The following is a 19,179-nucleotide window of genomic DNA, read 5'->3' as shown; positions in this document are numbered from 1 at the left end:
CGTATCCGAACGGATCCGGGCATCCAGCGGTTTTCGACCGGATCTAGGGATTCCACGGGCCGTGCGGCGGGGGTGTCGGGTGGTGCGGCTCGCGCGCGACGGGATCCGTCCGCGTCGAGATCCGGTCGGTGACCCGGTCGGGCAGCAGGGTCCGGTCAGTGAGGGGTTCCACCGGATCGGGTCCGGTCGACCAGCCGATGCCGCTGCCGCGCAGGTGCCGGTACTCGGCCGTGGCGAGCACGAGCGTGGTGACCAGCCCGCTCGCGTTCAGCGGATACCAGAGATGAGCGGGCACCTCGGGCTGCTGCTCGTGCAGCCGCCCGACGACCTCCACCACGGAGATCGAGGCCGCCAGCAGCGCCGAACCCGTCGGCGCCAGCAGCGGGTGCACGTCGCTCGTCCAGAAGGAGGTCCGGGCCGCCCAGTACGCGGTGCAGATCGAGTAGAGGAGGATCCAGAGCATCAGCAGCACCAACGTGACCAGGAGCAGGACCTCCCACCTGGTGAGGTCTTCGGCGGCGGCCCGTCGGCCTCCCGGGCCCGCGAGCCCGAAGAACGCCGCGACGAGCACGACGACGGGAACGATCGTGGTGAGCGCACCGAGCAGGAGCCGCCGCAGGATGTGAGCGACCCCGGCGCGGAACCGGCGGCGGAAGTCGGCGCGGGTGGCGAAGAACAGCAGCAGCAGCACGAACGGGGCGGCGTACATCGCGAAGCGCGCGGTCGTGGCCGTCTTGCCGGTCGCTTCGAGCACGTTGTCCCAGAACGTCCGGTGGCCGCTGGTCACGATGATGACCGTCGCGAGGCCCGCCACCGATCGCCAGAACGCGATCCGCTCCAGCGTCCTGGCCCGGCTGTCGGTGGCCTGCGCGGGTTTGTACAGGGCCTTGGCGGTCCGCCACGGCAGCGCGAGGCTGATCCCGTAGCCGACCGGCAGCTCCGGCCGCACGCCGTAGCGCGTCGCGATCACCTCGTGCAGGCCGCGGCGGCGGCGATTCGCGGCGATCAGCATCCCCCAGAGCACGACCGCGACGAGCAGGCCGTTGCCGAACAGCATCGGGGAGAACCAGCTCGGAGCCAGCGCGGCGACGAGGACCATGGCGAGGACGGCGACTTCGGCCAGCCACAACGCGCGGCGCAGGTAGGTGCAGGCGAGCTCGACTTTTCGCAGCTCCGCGTGGACGGGGTCTACCGGGGCGGACAGGTTCATCTCGATCAAGTTAGCGGAGCGGTGGTGGGCGCACTCCCGGGTTTCCGGGGTTCAGCGGTATCAGCCGGGGAGTCCCACGATCCGGGAGGTCAATCCTGGGCTGTCGAGTTGGGTTTACACCGGGGTGGTGCCCGGTTAGCGTGATCGCATGGCCCGGACGGCGACCCTCACCACGCGCGAATACGTGGACAACGCACGGGTGTCCTCCGCGCTCTGTAGCGCCTGAGCCCTTCCTCCGCACTGCCGTGGCCGAGCCGGAGCGCTCGGCCGTGACGGCACTGCCGCGCCGCTGACCTTCCCCGGTGACACCGCCCGCCCGATGCGAGGTGCCGCCGGCGCGGCGCCCCCTTCCTCCGGCGGCACCGGTCGCGAACCGTGCCGTCCTACGCAGATCCTTGTCGCCAGTGGAGCGTGACGATGACTTCGCCCGCGGCGCCCCCGAGCGCCCGACCCGATACCGACGGCATCCCCGTCACGACGGTGCGGACCAGCCGATCCAAGGGAGAGGAGCGAATTCCCCGCTGGCTGGTCAAGACCTTCAGCCCGATCGCGCTGATCGCGCTGTGGCAGCTGCTCAGCTCGACCGGCGTGCTCGACGACGACACGCTCGCGTCCCCGGCGACGGTCGCGGCCACCGCCTGGGAGATGTGGCAGGAGGGCAGGCTGCAGGACGCGGTGCTGGCCTCCGTGCAGCGCGTGGCGATCGGACTGGTCTTCGGGCTGATCGCGGCGGTCGTGCTGGCCACGATCTCCGGGTTGTTCCGGCGCGGTGAGGACATCGCCGACGCGCCGATGCAGATGCTGCGCACGGTGCCCGTGATCGGCCTGATCCCGCTGCTGATCATCTGGTTCGGCATCGGGGAGACGCCGAAGATCGTGCTCATCGCGCTCGCGGTGACCTTCCCGCTGTACATGAACATCTTCGGCGGCATCCGCAACGTGGACGCGGGCCTGGTGGAGGCCGCCAAGACCCTCGGGCTCGGCTGGTTCGCCCAGGTGCGGCACGTGATCCTGCCCGCCGCGATGCCGAACGCGCTGGTGGGCCTGCGGTTCTCGCTCGGTTCGGCGTGGCTGGCGCTGGTGTTCGGCGAAACGATCAACGCGAACGCGGGCATCGGCTACGAGATGAACATGGCCCGCGAGTTCTTCCAGACCGACGTGATCGTGGTTTGCCTGGTGCTCTACGCCCTGCTCGGCCTGGTGGCCGACTTCATCGTTCGACTTCTCGAAAGGACCGTGCTGGCATGGCGACCGGCTTTCCGCGGAGCGTGACGGAATCCGCCCCCGAGACCGCGAACCCCGACACCGCCGCCCCTGCGGCGGGCCCTGCCGACGACGGGACCGCGTCCACCGCCGCGCTGCCCGCGACGGTGCGCGGCTTGACCAAGAGCTTCGGCGACAACACCGTCATCGACGGCCTGGACCTGGACATCCAGCCGGGCCAGTTCGTGGCGCTGCTCGGCCCCAGCGGCTGCGGCAAGAGCACCCTGCTGCGCATCCTCGCCGACCTCGATCGCGAGATCACCGGAGAGGTCCAGGTGGCGCAGCGGCGCGCCGTGGCCTTCCAGGCGCCGCGGCTGCTGCCGTGGAAACGGGTGTGGCGCAACGTGATCCTCGGCCTGCGCGGCAAGCCGAACCGGGCCAGGGCCGTCGCCGCCCTGGAGGAGGTCGGCCTCGGGCACCGGGTGGACGTGTGGCCGAAGGTGCTCTCCGGCGGTGAGGCGCAGCGCGCCTCGCTGGCCCGCGCGCTGGTGCGCGAGCCGGACCTGCTGCTGCTGGACGAACCGTTCTCCGCGCTCGACGCCCTCACCCGGCTGAAGGTGCAGGCGCTGGTCGGGGAGCTGTGGCAGCGCCACGGGTGCGCGATCCTGCTCGTCACCCACGACGTCGAAGAGGCGCTGCTGCTGGCCGATCGGGTACTGGTGATGAACGACGGCGGCATCGTGCACGACCAGCTCGTCGAACACCCCCGCCCGCGCGACGTGTCCGCGCCCGCGTTCGTCGCGCAGCGCGCCGAACTCCTCTCGTGGCTCGGAGTGCACTGACCACAGGTTCCTCCAGCTGCACCACGACATTCGCCGCACCGATGCGGCGGCCCACCGCGGCTCCGCAGGAGACCGGGGCGGGCCGCCGCGTCCACTCGCGGATCCAGGACCGGAACAGGAAGTGTTGTCATGAGTGTGGAAATCGTCGGCATGATCGGCGCTCAGCACGTCTCGGAGATCCACAGCGCCCAGGGACCCGCGATCGACCCGGAGTTCCTGCGCCGCTTCGCCCGCGCCCACGAGGACGGCGGATTCGACCGCGTGCTCATCGGCCACGGCTCCGGCTCACCGGACGGCACCCAGATCGCCGCGCACGTCGCCGCGCACACCGACCGGCTCGGGTTCCTGGTGGCGCACCGGCCGGGCTTCGCGTCGCCGACTCTGGCGGCGCGCACCTTCTCGACGCTGGACGCCCTCGCGGGCGGGCGGATCGCGGTGCACGTCATCAGCGGCGGCAGCGACGCCGAGCAGCGCCGCGACGGCGACCACCTCGACAAGGAGCAGCGCTACGCCCGCACCGACGAGTACCTCGACATCCTCAAGCGGGCGTGGACCGAGGAAGGGCCGATCAGCCACGACGGCCCGAACTACCGCTTCGAGGACTTCCAGACCGCGGTGAAACCCGTGCAGCGACCCCGGATTCCGCTGTACTTCGGCGGTTCCTCCGAGGCCGCGTACCGGGTCGGCGGCAAGCACGCCGACGTGTTCGCGCTGTGGGGCGAACCGCTGGCCGAGACCACCGAGCAGATCGCTTCGGTGCGCGCCGCCGCCCGCGTGGCCGGGCGCACCGACACGCCCGGCATCAGCGTGTCGTTCCGGCCGATCCTCGGTGCCACCGAGGAACTCGCCTGGGAACGCGCGCATTCCGTGCTGGACCGGATCCGCGCGGCCCGCGGCGGGTTCGGCTCGTTCACCGGGCCGAAGACGCTCGGCAAGGGCACCGAGGTCGCCAACGTCGGCTCGCAGCGCCTGCTCGCCGCCGCCGCGAAGGGCGAACTGCACGACCGCGCGCTGTGGACCCCCACCACGCAGGCCACGAACGCCGCGGGCAACTCCACGGCGCTCGTCGGCACCGCCGGGACGGTGGCCCAGGCGCTGGCCGACTACGTCGACATCGGCGTGACCACGCTGCTCATCCGCGGTTACGACCCGCTCGACGACGCCATCGACTACGGCCGCGAACTCATTCCGGCCGTCCGCGAAGAGGTCGCCCGCCGCGCCCGCGCCCGCGAGCAGACCCGGACCGAGCGGACACCGGCGTGACCGCCGCACCTCCGGGACACCGGCGCCGGGGCATCCGGCGCGCCCGGCCCGCGATCCGGCGGGGGATGATGCCGGGGATGGAACGAATGGAGTCGAGATGACGCGCACGTGGGTGCCCGAGAGCACGTCGCGGGGACACGTCGTGGTGCTGCACGGCAGGGGCGAACACCCCGGTGTGTACGAGCGGTTCGGCCGGAGGCTCGCCGTCGACGGCTACACCGTGGTCGTGCCCGACCTCACCGAGGACCCCGGCGGGCCCGCGGCGTGGTTCGCCGACGCCGGCGACACGGCCCGCATCCTCGTCGGCACCGACACCGGAGCGCTGCGCGCCTGGGAGGAGGCGTTGCGCTCGCCGGTCGACGGGCTGGTGCTGGCGGGCACGCCGCTGGCGGACGGGACCGAGCGGCCGGCGAACCGGGACGACGAGATCTCCGCGCGCACGTCCTGCCCGATCCACCGGGAGCGGCTGCACGCCGACCCCGACTTCACGTGGGGCGAGCTCGACGCGGGCACCTCGCCGCCGCCGCAGCGCCTCCCGGAGGTCCCGACGCTGCTGCTGCACGGCGACGGCGACGCCATCGCGCCCGTGGACCCGGTGACCAGGCTCGGCGCCGCGCACCCGCAGGCCACCTCGGCGGTGTTCAAGGACGGCGTGCACGACATCCTCAACGACAAGGTGCACCGCAGCGTCGCCGCCCGGATCGTGCTGTTCTGCGAGGAGATCGCCAAGGGCGCCGTGGTGCTTCCGGAGGTCGTGGCCGCGAAGGGCTCGCGGGTGCGCCGCGCCGCGCCCGTGCACGTGTCCGCGCGGGTGGACTACTCGGTGCGGGCGCTGACCGAGCTCGCGCGCAGCGGCAGGCAGCAAACCTGCGAGTCGATGGCCCGCACCCAGGGAATCCCGCTGAACTCGCTGGTGAACCTGATGGTCGAGCTGCGGCGCGGCGGCCTGGTCAACAGCCAGCGCGGCTGCGAAGGCGGCTACTGGCCCGCGAAACCGGCTGCGGAGATCACCGTCGCCGAGGTCGTCCGCGTCGTGGAGGGCTCGGTGACCTCCCGCCACGACGACGCGCGGCCGGACGGCGTCTGGGCGAGGCTGGGCGGCGCGGTCGCCGAGTTCCTCGACCGGGTCACCATCGCCGACCTCGCCGCCGACCGGAGCCCCGTCGCATGACGCGGTGCTCGCCCGGATCGAGCACCGATCCGGGCGAGCGCCGCACCGCGCACCTTCCACCGAACGGAGACAGCCATGCCCGACGCCTTCCACCCCGACTTCAGCTCGCAGGCGAGCCCCGAGGAGAACCGCCCGCTGCGGGCGCGGTTGCACCACATCCGTGGTGACGATCTGGACCGCAACACCGCGCAGACCGAGGGGATGCAGCGGCTCGCCGCGATCAGCGGCGACACCGTCGGCTCCGAGCGGATCTGGACGGGGGAGACCCACGTGGCTCCGTCGACCGCCTCCGACAACCACCACCACGGCGAGTCCGAGACCGCGATCTACGTGGCCAGCGGCAACCCTGAGTTCGTCTTCCACGACGGCACCGAAGAGGTCCGCATCAAGACCGAACCGGGGGACTACATCTTCGTCCCGCCTTACGTCCCGCACCGCGAGGAGAACCCCGACCCCGACAACAAGGCCGTCGTCGTCATCTCCCGGAGCACCCAAGAAGCCATCGTCGTCAACCTCCCCGAGCTCTACGCGCTCTGAGCACGATCCGCTGATCTTCGTCCTGCTCAGCGGCGAAGCCGCTGCGCAGCGACCACCCTCGCGCCCGGCGCCGGCTCGGGTACCCGCCGCTCGCCCCGCCCGCAGACCGCCCCGAAGTCGTTGTGGCAGGGTTGGATAGAGTTTTGTGCCTGCATTCAGGTGCACCCCGCGGCCGGATGCTCCTCGTCGGGGATCGGGCAGTCGATGCTGGTGGCCGCGCGACGGAAGGATCTCGTTGGCCACCCCGCTGCACCCTGACTTATCGGGCACGCCCGGCCCGCCCGAGGAGACCGGATTCCGCTCGGCCCTCGCCTCGCACCTCGCCACCGCCCAGCGGTGGATGGAGCTCTTGCGCGCTCGGGTGCTCGCACGGCCGCGTTCCGTCATCGCCGTCGGAGCGGTCGCGCTGGTGATCTCGACGGTGGCGATGTTCCTGATGCGCCGCGCCGGGCTCGGGCACAACGCCGGCATCGACTACCAGGTCTACCGGTGGGCGGTGCACACCTGGCTCAGCGGCGGGGACATCACGGTCGGCGGACCGATGACCAGCGCGGATCGCATCCTGCCGTGGGTGTACCCGCCGTTCGCGCTGCTGCCGCTGTCGGTGCCCGCGGTGCTGCCCTACGTCGTCGGCCTGTGGTTGATCTACCTGGCCGACCTGGCCGCCATCGGGCTCGTGCTGTACCTCGTGGCGCGGCGCACGTGGCCGCTGGCCGGGCGGGAGAGCGCGCTGGCGGTGGCCGCGCTCGCGCTGCCGGGAACGCTGCTGCTGGAACCGGTGTACGCGTCGTTCGGGCTGGGGCAGATCAACATCCTGCTGATGGCGCTGGTGGCCGTCGACTGCCTCACCGAGAGTCCCCGGTGGCCGCGCGGCCTGCTGGTCGGCCTCGCCGCCGCGATCAAGCTCACGCCCGCCGCGTTCCTGCTGTTCTTCCTGGTGCGCAAGGACTACCGGGCCGCCGCCGTCGCGGCGGCCACCGCTGCGGCCGGAACCTGCTTCGGCTTCGTGCTGAGCCGGTCGGCCTCGATGGACTACTGGTTCGGCAGCGGCCCCGCGGCCGGGGTGAGCGGTTCCGCGTTCCACACCAACCAATCGGTCATGGGCGGGCTCGCCCGGTTGGACCTGCCGACGTTGACCCAGTACTCCCTGTGGGCGCTGTTCGCCTTGGTGCTGACGCTGGTGACGGTCCGCGTGCTGCGGTCGGCGGAGGTGGGACCGGCGCTGCTGGGGACCGCGCTGCTGGCCCTGCTGATCTCGCCGACGTCCTGGTCGGACCACTGGGTGTGGGTGGCGCCGGGCCTGCTCGTCGTGGCCGGTACCGCCCTGCGCAGGCGCAGCACGGGCTGGCTGGCCGCCGGTGCGGTCATCACCGTGGCCGCGTTCGCCGCCACCTTCCGGATGTTGCCCGCGCGCGGTGACTGGAATGCCGTACAGCACGTGATCGGCGATTCCTATCTGCTGATCGGGATCGCAATGCTTTTGCTGCTGTCGCGTTATGCGGCACGACCGCGGCGGTTCCCCGAACCGCCGGGAGTGCTCACCGGTCGGCTCTCGCGCGATTGATCGGGGGAGGGGGAATCTTTCGTGACGGTGTGAAATCGTCCGATTCCGCTCCGCTCCGCGGCAATTCGACAATCGATCAAGAATGGCCTTCGCGGTGGTTCGCCCAGCGTGGCAGGAGAATTGCGCAGCGTGCCGATGCGGCCTTTCCGGGCGGACCGGTTCCGGGGTGGGTGGCGACGCGCGTCACGTGAGGAGTCGGATTCGTCCAGGTCAGGGGCGTGGCCTGCGAGGTTGTGAGTCGTCGGCGTCCGGGTGGGTGGACCGGTGGGCGCGCGTTTCCGCGCATGGTGAGAAAGGCGACCGCGCGGGTTGCGGCATCCGTGTGAACTTCGCACGGCCGTCGGACAATCGACCGCTCCACAGGGGACGGTGCGGCGAAAACCCGCTGCGCGCAAGGGTTCCTGAGCTGTGGCCTACATCACCAGTAACGCGGACTGGACCGAAAAAGCCGTCCTGAGCTGGGAGAACGCCTCTCGGCGGCGTGCTGTCGGCCGTCGCTCGCCGCAGGTGGCGGGCACGGGCGGTTGATCGAACGTGACCTGCGGTGGAGGCGCTTGGAGAGGATCGTCGCGCCGGGCGGGAAGGCGCCATGTGATTTTTACCCGCGTTACTCAGGCGTAGCCTTGAGCGGCATCGGTCTGTACAGTGCCTCAAACTGACCGACGATGCAACGGCGCATCCTTTTGTCAGTGCCCGATAGGTTTTCGCGGATCGATGGCGAGTGCTCACAATTCCCTCGCTCGATCCGGGCCTGGCGACGGGAGGATCGATGCCGGATTCCCAGTATTTGAGAAATGAGGCGCAACGTCGCGCCGCCGAGCGGGGTCTTTACGACCCGGCTCACGACCACGACGCCTGCGGGGTGGCGTTCGTGGCCGATATGCACGGGCGACGCAGCCATGCCTTGGTGGAGAACGCGCTCACGGCATTGCGAAACCTGGAACACCGGGGAGCCAAGGGCGCCGACCCGGAAACCGGAGACGGTGTCGGCCTGCTCACGCAGGTTCCCGACGCCTTCTTCCGCGCCGTCGTCCCCTTCGACCTGCCCGAAGCAGGCGGGTACGCGGCCGGGACCGCCTTCTTGCCCGCCGATGAGGAAGCGGCCGAGGAGGCCGTCGGAGTCATCGAGCGGATCGTGGCCGAGGAGGGGCTCACGCTGCTCGGCTGGCGCGAGGTTCCGATCATCGCGGACAACGCGGGCCGGTCCGCCCGCGAGGTGATGCCGAGCTTCCGGCAGCTGTTCATCGGGCACGGAACGGATGGAGCCGAGCAGGAATCGGCCCTCCAGTTCGAACGCCGCGCCTTCTGCGTGCGCAAGCGCGCCGAGCACGAGGCGGCGGTGTACTTCCCGAGCCTGTCGGCCCGGACCTTCGTCTACAAGGGAATGCTCAGCGAGACCCAGCTCGACGCGTTCTTCCCGGACCTGCTCGACGAGCGGTTCGCGAGCGCGATCGGCCTGGTGCACTCGCGGTTCTCCACGAACACGTTCCCGTCGTGGCCGCTGGCGCACCCGTACCGCTTCATCGCGCACAACGGCGAGATCAACACGATGAAGGGCAACCGGAACTGGATGCGGACCCGCGAGAGCATGCTCGCGACCGACCTCATCCCCGGTGACCTCAAGCGGTTGTTCCCGATCGCCACGCCCGACGGCAGCGACTCGGCGACCTTCGACGAAGTCCTGGAGCTGCTGCACCTCGGCGGCCGGTCGCTGCCGCACTCGGTGCTGATGATGATCCCGGAGGCGTGGGAGAACCACGCCGAGATGTCCCCGGAGCGCAAGGCGTTCTACGAGTTCCACAACTACCTGATGGAACCCTGGGACGGCCCCGCGCTGGTGGCGTTCACCGACGGCACCCAGATCGGCGCGGTCCTCGACCGCAACGGCCTGCGCCCCGGCCGCTACTGGGTCACCGACGACGGGCTGGTCGTGCTGGCCAGCGAGGTCGGCGTGCTCGAACTGGACCCGGCGCGCGTGGTGCGCAAGGGCCGGTTGCAGCCGGGCCGCATGTTCCTCGTCGACACCGGTGCGGGCCGCATCGTCGACGACGAGGAGATCAAGGGCGAGCTGGCCGCCGCGCACCCGTACCAGCAGTGGCTGGACGACGGCGTGGTGCACCTGGGCGACCTGCCCGACCGCGACCGCGAGGTGCCAACGCACGCGTCGCTGGTGCACAGCCAGCAGGTGTTCGGCTACACCCAGGAAGAGCTGGGAGTGCTGCTCAAGCCGATGGCCGCCGGTGGTGCGGAACCGATCGGTTCGATGGGCAACGACGTGCCGTTCGCGGCGTTCTCGAAGCGCCCCCGGCAACTGTTCGACTACTTCACCCAGCTGTTCGCGCAGGTCACGAACCCGCCGCTGGACGCGATCCGGGAAGAGCTGGTGACCTCGCTGGCCACCCACGTGGGACCCGAGCACAACCTGCTCGACCACGACCCGGACGCCTGCAAGCAGCTGGTGCTGCCGTTCCCGGTGCTGGACAACGACCAGCTCGCCAAGATCGTGCACATCAACGACGACGGCGACCGGCCCGGCCTCAAGCCCGCCACGATCCGCAGCACCTACGAGGTCGGCGGTGGCGGGCAGGCGCTGCGGGACCGGCTGGACGAGATCTGCGACGAGGTCTCGGCCGCCGTCGCCGACGGAGCGCACGTCCTGGTGCTCTCCGACCGCACCGCCGACGCCGATCACGCCCCGATCCCGTCGCTGCTGGTCACCGGCGCCGTGCACCACCACCTGGTGCGCGAGAAGACCCGCACGCGGGTCGGCCTGGTGATCGAAGCGGGCGACGTGCGCGAAGTGCACCACGTCGCGCTGCTGATCGGCTACGGCGCCGCCGCGGTCAACCCGTACCTGGCGATGGCCAGCGTCGAGGACCTGGTGCACAACGGCGTGCTCCAGGGACTCGAAGGCACGCAGGCCACCGGCAACCTGATCAAGGCGCTCGGCAAGGGCGTGCGCAAGACCATGTCCAAGATGGGCGTGTCCACGGTGGCCTCCTACACCGGCGCGCAGATCTTCGAGGCGATCGGTCTCGGCGCGGAGGTCATCGAGCGCTGCTTCGCGGGCACCACCTCGCGGCTCGGCGGCGTCGGCTTCGACCTGCTGGCCAAGGAGGTCGCCGAGCGGCACCGCAAGGCCTACCCGGCCGACGGCGTCCAGGCCGCGCACCGGAGCCTGCAGGTGGGCGGCGAGTACCAGTGGCGGCGCGAAGGCGACCCGCACCTGTTCAACCCGCGCACCGTGTTCAAGCTGCAGCACTCCACGCGGGCCGGGCGCTACGAGGTCTTCAAGGAGTACACGAAGGCCGTCGACGACCAGTCGCGCGACCTGATGACGCTGCGCGGGCTGTTCAAGTTCCGCGACGGCGTGCGCAAGCCGGTTCCGATCGACGAGGTCGAGTCCGTCGAGTCGATCGTGAAGCGGTTCGCCACCGGCGCCATCTCCTACGGGTCGATCTCGCAGGAGATGCACGAGACGCTGGCGATCGCGATGAACCGCCTCGGCGGCAAGTCCAACACCGGTGAGGGCGGTGAGGACGCCGACCGGTTCACCCCGGACGCCAACGGCGACTCGCGCCGCTCGGCGATCAAGCAGGTCGCCTCCGGGCGGTTCGGCGTCACCAGCGAATACCTGGTCAACGCCGACGACATCCAGATCAAGATGGCCCAGGGCGCCAAGCCCGGTGAGGGCGGTCAGCTGCCCGGTCACAAGGTGTACCCGTGGGTCGGCAAGACCCGGCACTCCACGCCGGGCGTGGGGCTGATCTCCCCGCCGCCGCACCACGACATCTACTCGATCGAAGACCTCGCGCAGCTGATCCACGACCTGAAGAACGCCAATCCGAAGGCGCGGATCCACGTCAAGCTGGTCAGCGAGGTCGGCGTCGGCACGGTCGCGGCGGGCGTGAGCAAGGCGCACGCCGACGTGGTGCTCATCTCCGGGCACGACGGCGGCACCGGTGCCTCGCCGCTGTCCTCGATCAAGCACGCGGGCGGCCCCTGGGAGCTCGGCCTGGCCGAGGCGCAGCAGACGCTGCTGGCCAACGACTTGCGCGACCGGATCGTGGTGCAGACCGACGGCCAGCTCAAGACCGGCCGCGACGTGGTGATCGCCGCGCTGCTCGGTGCCGAGGAGTTCGGTTTCGCCACCGCTCCGCTGGTCGTGTCCGGCTGCATCATGATGCGGGTGTGCCACCTCGACACCTGTCCGGTGGGCGTGGCGACGCAGAACCCGGACCTGCGGGCGAAGTTCGACGGCAAGGCCGAGTACGTGGTGAACTTCTTCAAGTTCATCGCCGAGGAAGTGCGGGAATACCTGGCGGAGCTGGGTTTCCGGTCCATCGAAGAGGCCATCGGGCACGCCGAGCTGATCGACACCGACGACGCGGTGCGGCACTGGAAGACCGAGGAGCTCGACCTCTCGGCCATCACCCACGTGCCGGAGCTGCCCGCGGGCGCGGCGCTGCACAACACGACCACCCAGGACCACGGGCTGGACAAGGCCCTGGACCACACGCTGATCCAGCTCAGCGAGGGTGCGCTCAAGGACGGCTCGCCGGTGCGGCTGGAACTGCCGGTGCGCAACGTCAACCGCACGGTGGGCACCATGCTCGGCCACGAGCTGACCAGCAGGTGGGGCGGCGAAGGTTTGCCGGACGACACGATCGACGTGACGTTCACCGGTTCGGCCGGGCAGAGCTTCGGCGCGTTCGTGCCGCGCGGTATCACGCTGCGGTTGCTGGGCGACGGCAACGACTACGTCGGCAAGGGCCTTTCGGGCGGGCGCATCGTGGTGCGGCCACCGGAGAACGCCTCCTACACCGCCGAGGACAACGTCATCGCGGGCAACGTGCTGCTCTACGGCGCGACCGGCGGCGAGCTGTTCGTGCGCGGTGTCGTGGGTGAGCGGTTCTGCGTGCGCAACTCCGGCGCGGTGGCCGTCGTCGAGGGCATCGGCGATCACGGTTGCGAGTACATGACCGGTGGTCGCGCGGTGATCCTCGGTGGCACCGGGCGCAACTTCGCGGCCGGCATGTCCGGTGGCATCGCCTACGTGCTGGACCTGCGCGAGGACCGCGTCAACCCGGAGATGGTCGACCTCGACCCGCTCGACGACGCCGACCGCGAGTTCTTGCACGACCGGGTCCGCAGGCACTTCGAGCAGACCGCCTCACAGGTGGCGAGCGAGCTGCTGGCCGACTGGGACCGTTCGGTGGCGCGCTTCGGCAAGGTCATGCCGCGCGACTTCAAGCGCGTGCTGGAAGCGCAGGACGCCGCCGAGCGCGACGGTCGCGACGTCAACAAGGCGATCATGGAGGCGGCTCATGGCTGACCCGAAGGGATTCATCACCACGGCGCGCCAAACGCCCCAGCGCCGCCCCGTGGACATCAGGATCAAGGACTGGCGCGAGGTCTACCTGGACTTCGAGCCGGGCCGGGTCAAGGAGCAGGCCGGGCGCTGCATGGATTGCGGCATCCCGTTCTGCCACCAGGGCTGTCCGCTGGGCAACCTGATCCCGGAGTGGAACGACCTCACCTGGCGCGGCGACTGGAGCGACGCCGTAGAGCGCCTGCACGCCACGAACAACTTCCCGGAGTTCACCGGGACGTTGTGCCCCGCCCCGTGCGAGGCGGCGTGCGTGGTCGGCATCAACTCCGATCCGGTGACGATCAAGCAGGTCGAGATCGAGATCATCGACAAGGCCTGGGACGAGGGCTGGGTGACGCCGCAGGCACCCGCGTCGAAGACCGGCAAGAAGGTCGCCGTCATCGGTTCCGGGCCGTCCGGGCTGGCCGCAGCCCAGCAGCTGACCCGCGCGGGCCACGACGTCGTGGTCTACGAGCGGGCGGACCGCATCGGCGGGCTGCTGCGCTACGGCATCCCCGAGTTCAAGATGGAGAAGCGCCGGCTGGACCGGCGGCTCGGGCAGATGCGGGCCGAGGGCACCGAGTTCCGCGCGGGCGTCAACGTCGGCGTGGACGTGACGGTGGAGCAGCTGAAGGCGGACTACGACGCGGTGGTCCTCTCCGGCGGCGCGACCGCCGCCCGCGACCTGCCGATCACCGGCCGCGAGGCCGTCGGCGTGCACCAGGCGATGGAGTACCTGCCGCTGTCGAACCGGGTGCAAGAGGGCGATCTGGTGTCCTCGCCGATCGACGCCGCGGGCAAGGACGTCGTCGTGATCGGCGGCGGTGACACCGGTGCGGACTGCGTCGGCACCGCGCACCGCCAGGGCGCGGCCTCGGTGACCCAGCTGGAGATCATGCCGACGCCGCCGTCGACGCGGCCGGACAGCCAGCCGTGGCCGACGTACCCGATGACCTTCCGCGTGTCCTCCGCGCACGAGGAAGGCGGGGAGCGGCTGTTCTCGGTCAACACGCAGGAATTCCTCAGCGACGCCGACGGGAACCTGCGGGCGCTGCGGCTGGTGGAGGTGCGCCGCGAGGACGGCCGCTTCGTGCCGGTCGAGGGCACCGAGCGGGAACTGCCGTGCCAGCTGGCGTTCCTGGCGATGGGCTTCGTCGGCCCGGAGAAGGAAGGTCTGCTCACCGACCTCGGCGTGGAGCTCGACGAGCGCGGCAACGTCGCCCGCGACTCGGACTTCATGACCACCGTGGACGGCGTGTTCACGGCGGGCGACATGGGCCGCGGCCAGTCGCTGATCGTGTGGGCCATCTCCGAGGGCCGTTCCGCGGCGGCCGGGGTGGACCGCTACTTGACGGGCCGGGACGTGCTGCCGGCTCCGATCGCTCCGACGGACCGCCCGATGGTCTGATCGATGGCATCCGGCGCCTCGGAATCCGCCGCGGATTCCGAGGCGCCTTTGCCGTGCGCTGCTGAGGGAAGGCCAGCGCGGTTCGATTCATCCGGGCGAGAGCGAACCCTCTGTGCGGCCCGTTCATCGTCCGCCCGGTTGTTCCACGAAGCCGTTGCCGATGTGCCGATCAGCCCAACCGGACCCGAAGTGAGCGTCCGGGAAAGATCAACTCGGTAATCTCGGTGCCACGTGACGATCGGGGATCGGGACATGGCGACTCAGGATCCGCGCAACGGCACCGGAGATGGGGGCGAACAAGGGCCACCGGGTGTGCACAACGAGGTCGCCGCGAACGCGGCATCCGACCTGGTGGTGCAGGCGGGCACCATCACCGGCGGCGTTCACCAGCACGTGAGCGCTCGCGAAGTTCCAGTGCCACGGCAGCTGCCCCGCACGCCGTCCACGTTCATCGGGCGCACCGCCGAGCTCGCCACGCTCAGCTCCGCGCTGGACGAGGCCGTTGACCGGGGCGACGGGGCCGCGGGGGCCAGGGTGTGCGCCGTCACCGGGAGCGGCGGCGTCGGCAAGACGTGGCTGGCATCCCGATGGGCGCACCAGAACCTCGCACGATTTCCCGACGGCCAACTCCACGTGGACCTGCGCGGGTTCGACCCTTCCGGGCAGCCGATGTCTTCCGAGGTCGCGGTGCGGGGGTTCCTGGACGGATTGGGCGTGGAACCCACGGCTATCCCGGTGGACTTGGAGGCGCGGGCGGCGCTGTACCGAAGTCTGGTGGCAGGCAACCGCATGCTGATCGTGCTGGACAACGCGGCCGATACCGCGCAGGTGGCTCCGCTGCTTCCCGGCAGCCCGACCTGCGCGGTGCTGATCACCAGTCGTCGGCGGTTGGCGGGGCTGGGGGTCAACCACGGTGCGTGGCTGCTGGACCTGGACGTTTTTCGCGAGGACGACGCTCGGGCGTTGCTCGCGGACCGGCTGGGCTCGGATCGGCTCGTGGCCGAGTCGGCCGCGGTGGCCCAACTGCTGCGGATGTGCGCGGGGTTGCCGCTGGCCCTGCGGGTGGTGGCCGCACGAGCCGAGTACCACTCCGACTTCCCGCTGGCCGTCTTGGCCGAGGAGCTCCGCGACGCGTCGGCTCGGCTGGACGGGCTGGACGCCGGTGACCTGCGTGCGAACCTGCGTGCGGTGCTCTCCTGGTCGGAGCACGCGTTGACGCCCAGGGCGACCAGCATGTTCGGGTTGCTCGGGACCGCGGTCGGGCCGGACATCGGGCTGTCCGCGGCGGCGTCGTTGGTCGGTGTTCCGGTGAGCCGGGTCCGAGTGGTCATGCGGGAGTTGGAGGCCGCTTCGCTGGTGCAGCAGCACGCACCGGGGAGGTATCGGATGCACGACCTCGTCCGCCTGTACGCCGCGGAACGAGCTGTCGTGGACCAAACCGAGTCGTCCCGGGAAGCCGGGACGCGACGACTGGTCGATCACTACCTGCATTCGGGGTTCTCCGGTGATCGGCTGATCGCGGATCACCGGCGCTCCATCCCGCTGGACCCGCCCGCCGAGGGGTGCTCGCCGGTGTCGATGCGCGATGATCTGGCGGCGATGGAGTGGTTCTCCGCTGAGCATCCCCACATCCTCGCGGCGCAGCGCGCCGCACTCGCGCACGGATGGCTGCGCCACGTGTGGCAGTTCGCCTGGGTGCTGGACAGCTTTCATTGGCGTCGTGGGCATCTGTACGACGACATCGCCAGCTGGCAAGCGGGACTTGCTGCTGCGGAGCGCATCGGATCCCTTTTCCCGATAGGTCTCGCGCACCGGCGGCTCGGCCGTGCTCATGGGCGGGTGAACCGATTCGAGCTGGCCCTCGAACACATGATGATCGGTCTTGAACTGGCTGAACACGCAGAGGACCGTCTGGGTCAAGCGCACGCTCACCGCATCGCCTCGTGGATTTGCGCGAACTTGGACGACGATGAGAAAGCCGTGGACCACGCGAAGGAATCACTGGTGCTCTACCGGGAGTTGGGAAACCCGGTGTGGGAAGCGCATGCGCTGAACCAGTTGGGTACGAGTCATTTACGCCTCGGAGCGCACGCGGAGGCGGTGGACTGCTGCGGGCGAGCGCTCGCCCTGCACCGGGAGCACCGGCACGTGTCCGGTGCGGCGGAATCCCTCGACAGCCTCGGCAGCATCGCGCTGAGCAACAGGAAATACGCTGCCGCGCGTGATTACTACCAGGATGCTCTTGCGTTGTACCGCTCGCTCGACAACACCTACGATGAAGCGGATGTGCTGGAGCACCTCGGGGAGGCGTTCGTGAATCTCGATTGTTTGCCCGAGGCTCGTCAAGCCTGGCGGGGCGCCCTTCGCTTGTACCGGTTCACCCATCGTGCCGAGGAGGTGGCTCGTATCACCGATCGGCTGGCCGGGGCCGGCTAGCGTTTCCGATGAGCGATTTCCATGCGTCCGGGGACTCGTCCGAAACGCGGGGTTGCTTCGCGAGATCACGAAGAGGAAGGTTGCCGATGGTGGATCGCGGTTCCTTTGAAGCAGTGCTGTCCGACCTTTCCGAGGCCGGTTCCCAGGGCCTTCGGATGAAGAGTTTGGTGGTGTCGAGCCCGGACGGGGTCTTCGCTGAGGACTTCGGCGCACCGGGTGCGCGGGTGGATCTGCGCTCCATAAGCAAGCTGGCCGTCTCGATGGCGCTCGGAATCGCGATATCGGACGGGGTTCGGTTGCGGGGTGAGCCGCTGGCGCTGGACATGCGGGTAGCACCTTTCTTCGAGGATTTCGCCGATCGGCAGTCAGCGGAGAGCCGGCGCCATTGGGGGGAGGTGCGATTGCGGCATCTGCTCAGCAATACTCTGGGGCATCGCGAGGGATTCTTGTTTCGCCGTGATGTGCAGGACCAGGATTCGAGCGAGCTCCTCGGCTACATCTTCGACCAGGAGATCAGCTTTCCTCCTGGTGTGCACTTCTCGTACTCGAACGTCGGCTGGTATCTGGTTTCGGCGATGGTGCGCAGGGAGCTGGGCAAATCGCTTTCTGGGTTTCTTTCAGAGCTGCTCTTCGATGGGATCGGGATATCCGACTTCAGTTGGCGGAAGTACGACGAGCACGAGGCGGGCGCCACCGGTCTGGCTGTTTCCGGCCGGGACCTGCACAAGTTGGGCCAGGTGCTCCTGCGGGATGGCTGGTACGGAGACGCCGAAGTGGTGCCGGGTTCGTGGGTGGACACGATTCGGTCGCCGGTGGTCCGCGCCGCCAGTGGTTACGATGCGAGCAGCCCGCTCCAAGCATCAGGATACGGCTACGGTATCTGGATTTGCCCGGACGGGACCTACTACTGCGATGGTTCAGGCGGCCAGTTCGTGATCGTGGTTCCGGGCGAGCGGCTGGTCATCACGGCGCTGGCTGATCAGGGTGACACCCTGGCGGTGTCCCACTGCCTTCGGCGGATACTCGCAACACCGCGTTGATGAGTTCTTTCAGAATGGTTTGTGATCACGTCGGTTCGAGCGCGTCACCGAGGTGCTGATCGCGGAGGAGAGCGTGGACATGGTGCGAATGACCACGTCCGCACCGGCGCGGGTGAAGCGCAGCGGATCGTCGTTGCGGGCGTATCCGATGCTCGACGCTCCCGCTCGGTTGGCCGCGACGATGTCCGATATCGCGTCGCCGACCATGACGCAACGTCGGATCGGAACGTTCAGCGCGGACGCCGCCCTGCGGAGCGGGTCCGGATTCGGCTTCATCAGGACGGCGCGTCCCGGCTCCCTGCCGACCACGTCGTGAACGTGTTCGGCGAAACCGCGTCTGGTCAGGTACTCCGCGACGACTTCCGCGGAGTTGTTGCTGACGACCGCGACCTTCAGACCTGCCTCGGTCGCGGCGACGGCGGTGGCGAGGCTGTGCGGCGTGGGCCGCGCGGTCCGCAGCGCACGCAGCTCGGCCGCTTCCTGGATGTCCTCGATGTCCGGGACCAGCTCCGGGGTGTTGAACTGGGCCCATTCGAGCAGCGCGAGTCCGCCCCGGGCATCGTGCAAATCGGCGGGGAAGTCGACCTTCTCCCGGTTGAGGACCGCGAGTATCGCGGCGGCTGTCGTCCTGGGGGAGTACCCGGCGAACAGCTCGCAGATCGGCCCGTCGAAGTCCAGCAGCAACCCGGCCGCGGACGAGATGAGTTCTTCAACGCCGGTGCTCGATCCGGCCCGGTGATCGGATTCCGCAGGCGCTGCGTCCGGCGGAGCGGACATTTCGAGGTCGTCCAGCGGATCTGGCACTGGTGCTCCCAGTTGGGCTTGGGCGCTGCGGGGTGCGGGTCGTCAGGAGCGTGCCGTCGGAACACGCCACTGGTTCGGCGCACGCGGGAGGCATCCTACTCGCCCTGCCGATCTTTCCCAGGGGCTCGCGACCGCGCCGAGGAACTCGGCTCGGGCCGGAGGCCGCGCACGGAGGACAGCACCGCCGCGCTGGTCTGACCGGCATCGCGCGGGCGCCGGTGGGATTCGCGTGATTGCGGGCGTTCCGTCGTTGTGGAGGGTGCGCCGCGGTGGCCGTTTTATCGGACTTGCGGCGTTCGGGCGAACGTCACAGTGGCAGGTTCACGCGCC

The 19,179-nt window shown here is 69.8% G+C and carries 12 protein-coding genes; 10 read left to right on the top strand and 2 right to left on the bottom strand.

Going from position 1 to position 19,179, the window contains the following annotated elements; all coding sequences use genetic code 11:
* Positions 1–43: 43 nt before the first annotated feature.
* The gene (locus OOZ19_RS08970; RefSeq protein WP_266089576.1) at positions 44–1,210 is read right to left on the bottom strand and encodes a hypothetical protein; all 1,167 of its coding nucleotides are present in this window, start codon (positions 1,208–1,210) and stop codon (positions 44–46) included.
* 417 nt (positions 1,211–1,627) lie between these two features.
* Here OOZ19_RS08970 and OOZ19_RS08965 point away from each other — a divergent pair, with 417 nt between their 5' ends.
* The 10 genes from OOZ19_RS08965 (at position 1,628) to OOZ19_RS08920 (ending at position 18,045) form a co-directional block, all read left to right on the top strand.
* On the top strand, positions 1,628–2,482 hold the full coding sequence (locus OOZ19_RS08965; protein ID WP_266089575.1) for an ABC transporter permease: 855 nt from the start codon (positions 1,628–1,630) through the stop codon (positions 2,480–2,482).
* Positions 2,455–3,255 (top strand): ABC transporter ATP-binding protein, encoded by an 801-nt coding sequence (locus OOZ19_RS08960; protein WP_266089574.1) that lies wholly within the window; start codon positions 2,455–2,457, stop codon positions 3,253–3,255. The genes OOZ19_RS08965 and OOZ19_RS08960 overlap by 28 nt, the downstream gene beginning before the upstream one ends.
* Positions 3,256–3,384: 129 nt before the next feature.
* Positions 3,385–4,518 carry an LLM class flavin-dependent oxidoreductase gene (locus OOZ19_RS08955; protein WP_266089573.1) on the top strand — a complete coding sequence of 378 codons (1,134 nt, stop codon included), beginning with the start codon at positions 3,385–3,387 and terminating at the stop codon, positions 4,516–4,518.
* Between the two features lie 97 nt (positions 4,519–4,615).
* A complete protein-coding gene (locus OOZ19_RS08950; RefSeq protein WP_266089572.1) occupies positions 4,616–5,689 on the top strand; it encodes an Rrf2 family transcriptional regulator in 1,074 nt (357 codons plus the stop codon).
* 75 nt (positions 5,690–5,764) lie between these two features.
* Complete coding sequence (locus OOZ19_RS08945; protein WP_266089571.1) at positions 5,765–6,226, top strand: cupin domain-containing protein; 462 nt, start codon at positions 5,765–5,767, stop codon at positions 6,224–6,226.
* Between the two features lie 235 nt (positions 6,227–6,461).
* Entirely contained in the window at positions 6,462–7,790 is a 1,329-nt protein-coding gene (locus OOZ19_RS08940; protein WP_266089570.1) for a glycosyltransferase family 87 protein, read from the top strand.
* Between the two features lie 769 nt (positions 7,791–8,559).
* Positions 8,560–13,125: a glutamate synthase large subunit gene (gene gltB, locus OOZ19_RS08935; RefSeq protein ID WP_266089569.1), complete on the top strand. Its 4,566-nt coding sequence runs from the start codon at positions 8,560–8,562 to the stop codon at positions 13,123–13,125.
* Positions 13,118–14,569, top strand: a complete 1,452-nt coding sequence (locus OOZ19_RS08930; protein ID WP_266089568.1) for a glutamate synthase subunit beta — start codon at positions 13,118–13,120, stop codon at positions 14,567–14,569. Before gltB ends, OOZ19_RS08930 begins: the two co-directional genes overlap by 8 nt.
* A gap of 252 nt (positions 14,570–14,821) precedes the next feature.
* Positions 14,822–17,005, top strand: a complete 2,184-nt coding sequence (locus tag OOZ19_RS08925) for an ATP-binding protein (protein ID WP_266089567.1) — start codon at positions 14,822–14,824, stop codon at positions 17,003–17,005.
* An 86-nt stretch (positions 17,006–17,091) separates the two neighbouring features.
* Positions 17,092–18,045 carry a serine hydrolase domain-containing protein gene (locus tag OOZ19_RS08920; RefSeq protein ID WP_266089566.1) on the top strand — a complete coding sequence of 318 codons (954 nt, stop codon included), beginning with the start codon at positions 17,092–17,094 and terminating at the stop codon, positions 18,043–18,045.
* A gap of 9 nt (positions 18,046–18,054) precedes the next feature.
* On the opposite strand, the gene OOZ19_RS08915 is transcribed toward OOZ19_RS08920, so the two are convergent.
* Complete coding sequence (locus OOZ19_RS08915) at positions 18,055–18,849, bottom strand: HAD family hydrolase (protein ID WP_266089565.1); 795 nt, start codon at positions 18,847–18,849, stop codon at positions 18,055–18,057.
* Between the last annotated feature and the right edge of the window lie 330 nt (positions 18,850–19,179).

This window comes from Saccharopolyspora sp. NFXS83 (assembly GCF_026241095.1).
Classification (GTDB): Bacteria; Actinomycetota; Actinomycetes; order Mycobacteriales; family Pseudonocardiaceae; genus Saccharopolyspora_C.
This window is presented reverse-complemented; position numbering and strand designations above follow the sequence as displayed.

Bases quoted from the DNA above. Each gene is read 5' to 3' on its own strand.
- OOZ19_RS08955 (WP_266089573.1), top strand. From the start codon at position 3,385: ATGAGTGTGGAAATCGTCGGCATGATCGGCGCTCAGCACGTCTCGGAG.
- gltB (WP_266089569.1), top strand. From the start codon at position 8,560: ATGCCGGATTCCCAGTATTTGAGAAATGAGGCGCAACGTCGCGCCGCC.
- OOZ19_RS08965 (WP_266089575.1), top strand. From the start codon at position 1,628: ATGACTTCGCCCGCGGCGCCCCCGAGCGCCCGACCCGATACCGACGGC.
- OOZ19_RS08925 (WP_266089567.1), top strand. From the start codon at position 14,822: ATGGCGACTCAGGATCCGCGCAACGGCACCGGAGATGGGGGCGAACAA.
- OOZ19_RS08970 (WP_266089576.1), bottom strand. From the start codon at position 1,210: ATGAACCTGTCCGCCCCGGTAGACCCCGTCCACGCGGAGCTGCGAAAA.
- OOZ19_RS08920 (WP_266089566.1), top strand. From the start codon at position 17,092: ATGGTGGATCGCGGTTCCTTTGAAGCAGTGCTGTCCGACCTTTCCGAG.
- OOZ19_RS08945 (WP_266089571.1), top strand. From the start codon at position 5,765: ATGCCCGACGCCTTCCACCCCGACTTCAGCTCGCAGGCGAGCCCCGAG.
- OOZ19_RS08960 (WP_266089574.1), top strand. From the start codon at position 2,455: ATGGCGACCGGCTTTCCGCGGAGCGTGACGGAATCCGCCCCCGAGACC.
- OOZ19_RS08930 (WP_266089568.1), top strand. From the start codon at position 13,118: ATGGCTGACCCGAAGGGATTCATCACCACGGCGCGCCAAACGCCCCAG.
- OOZ19_RS08950 (WP_266089572.1), top strand. From the start codon at position 4,616: ATGACGCGCACGTGGGTGCCCGAGAGCACGTCGCGGGGACACGTCGTG.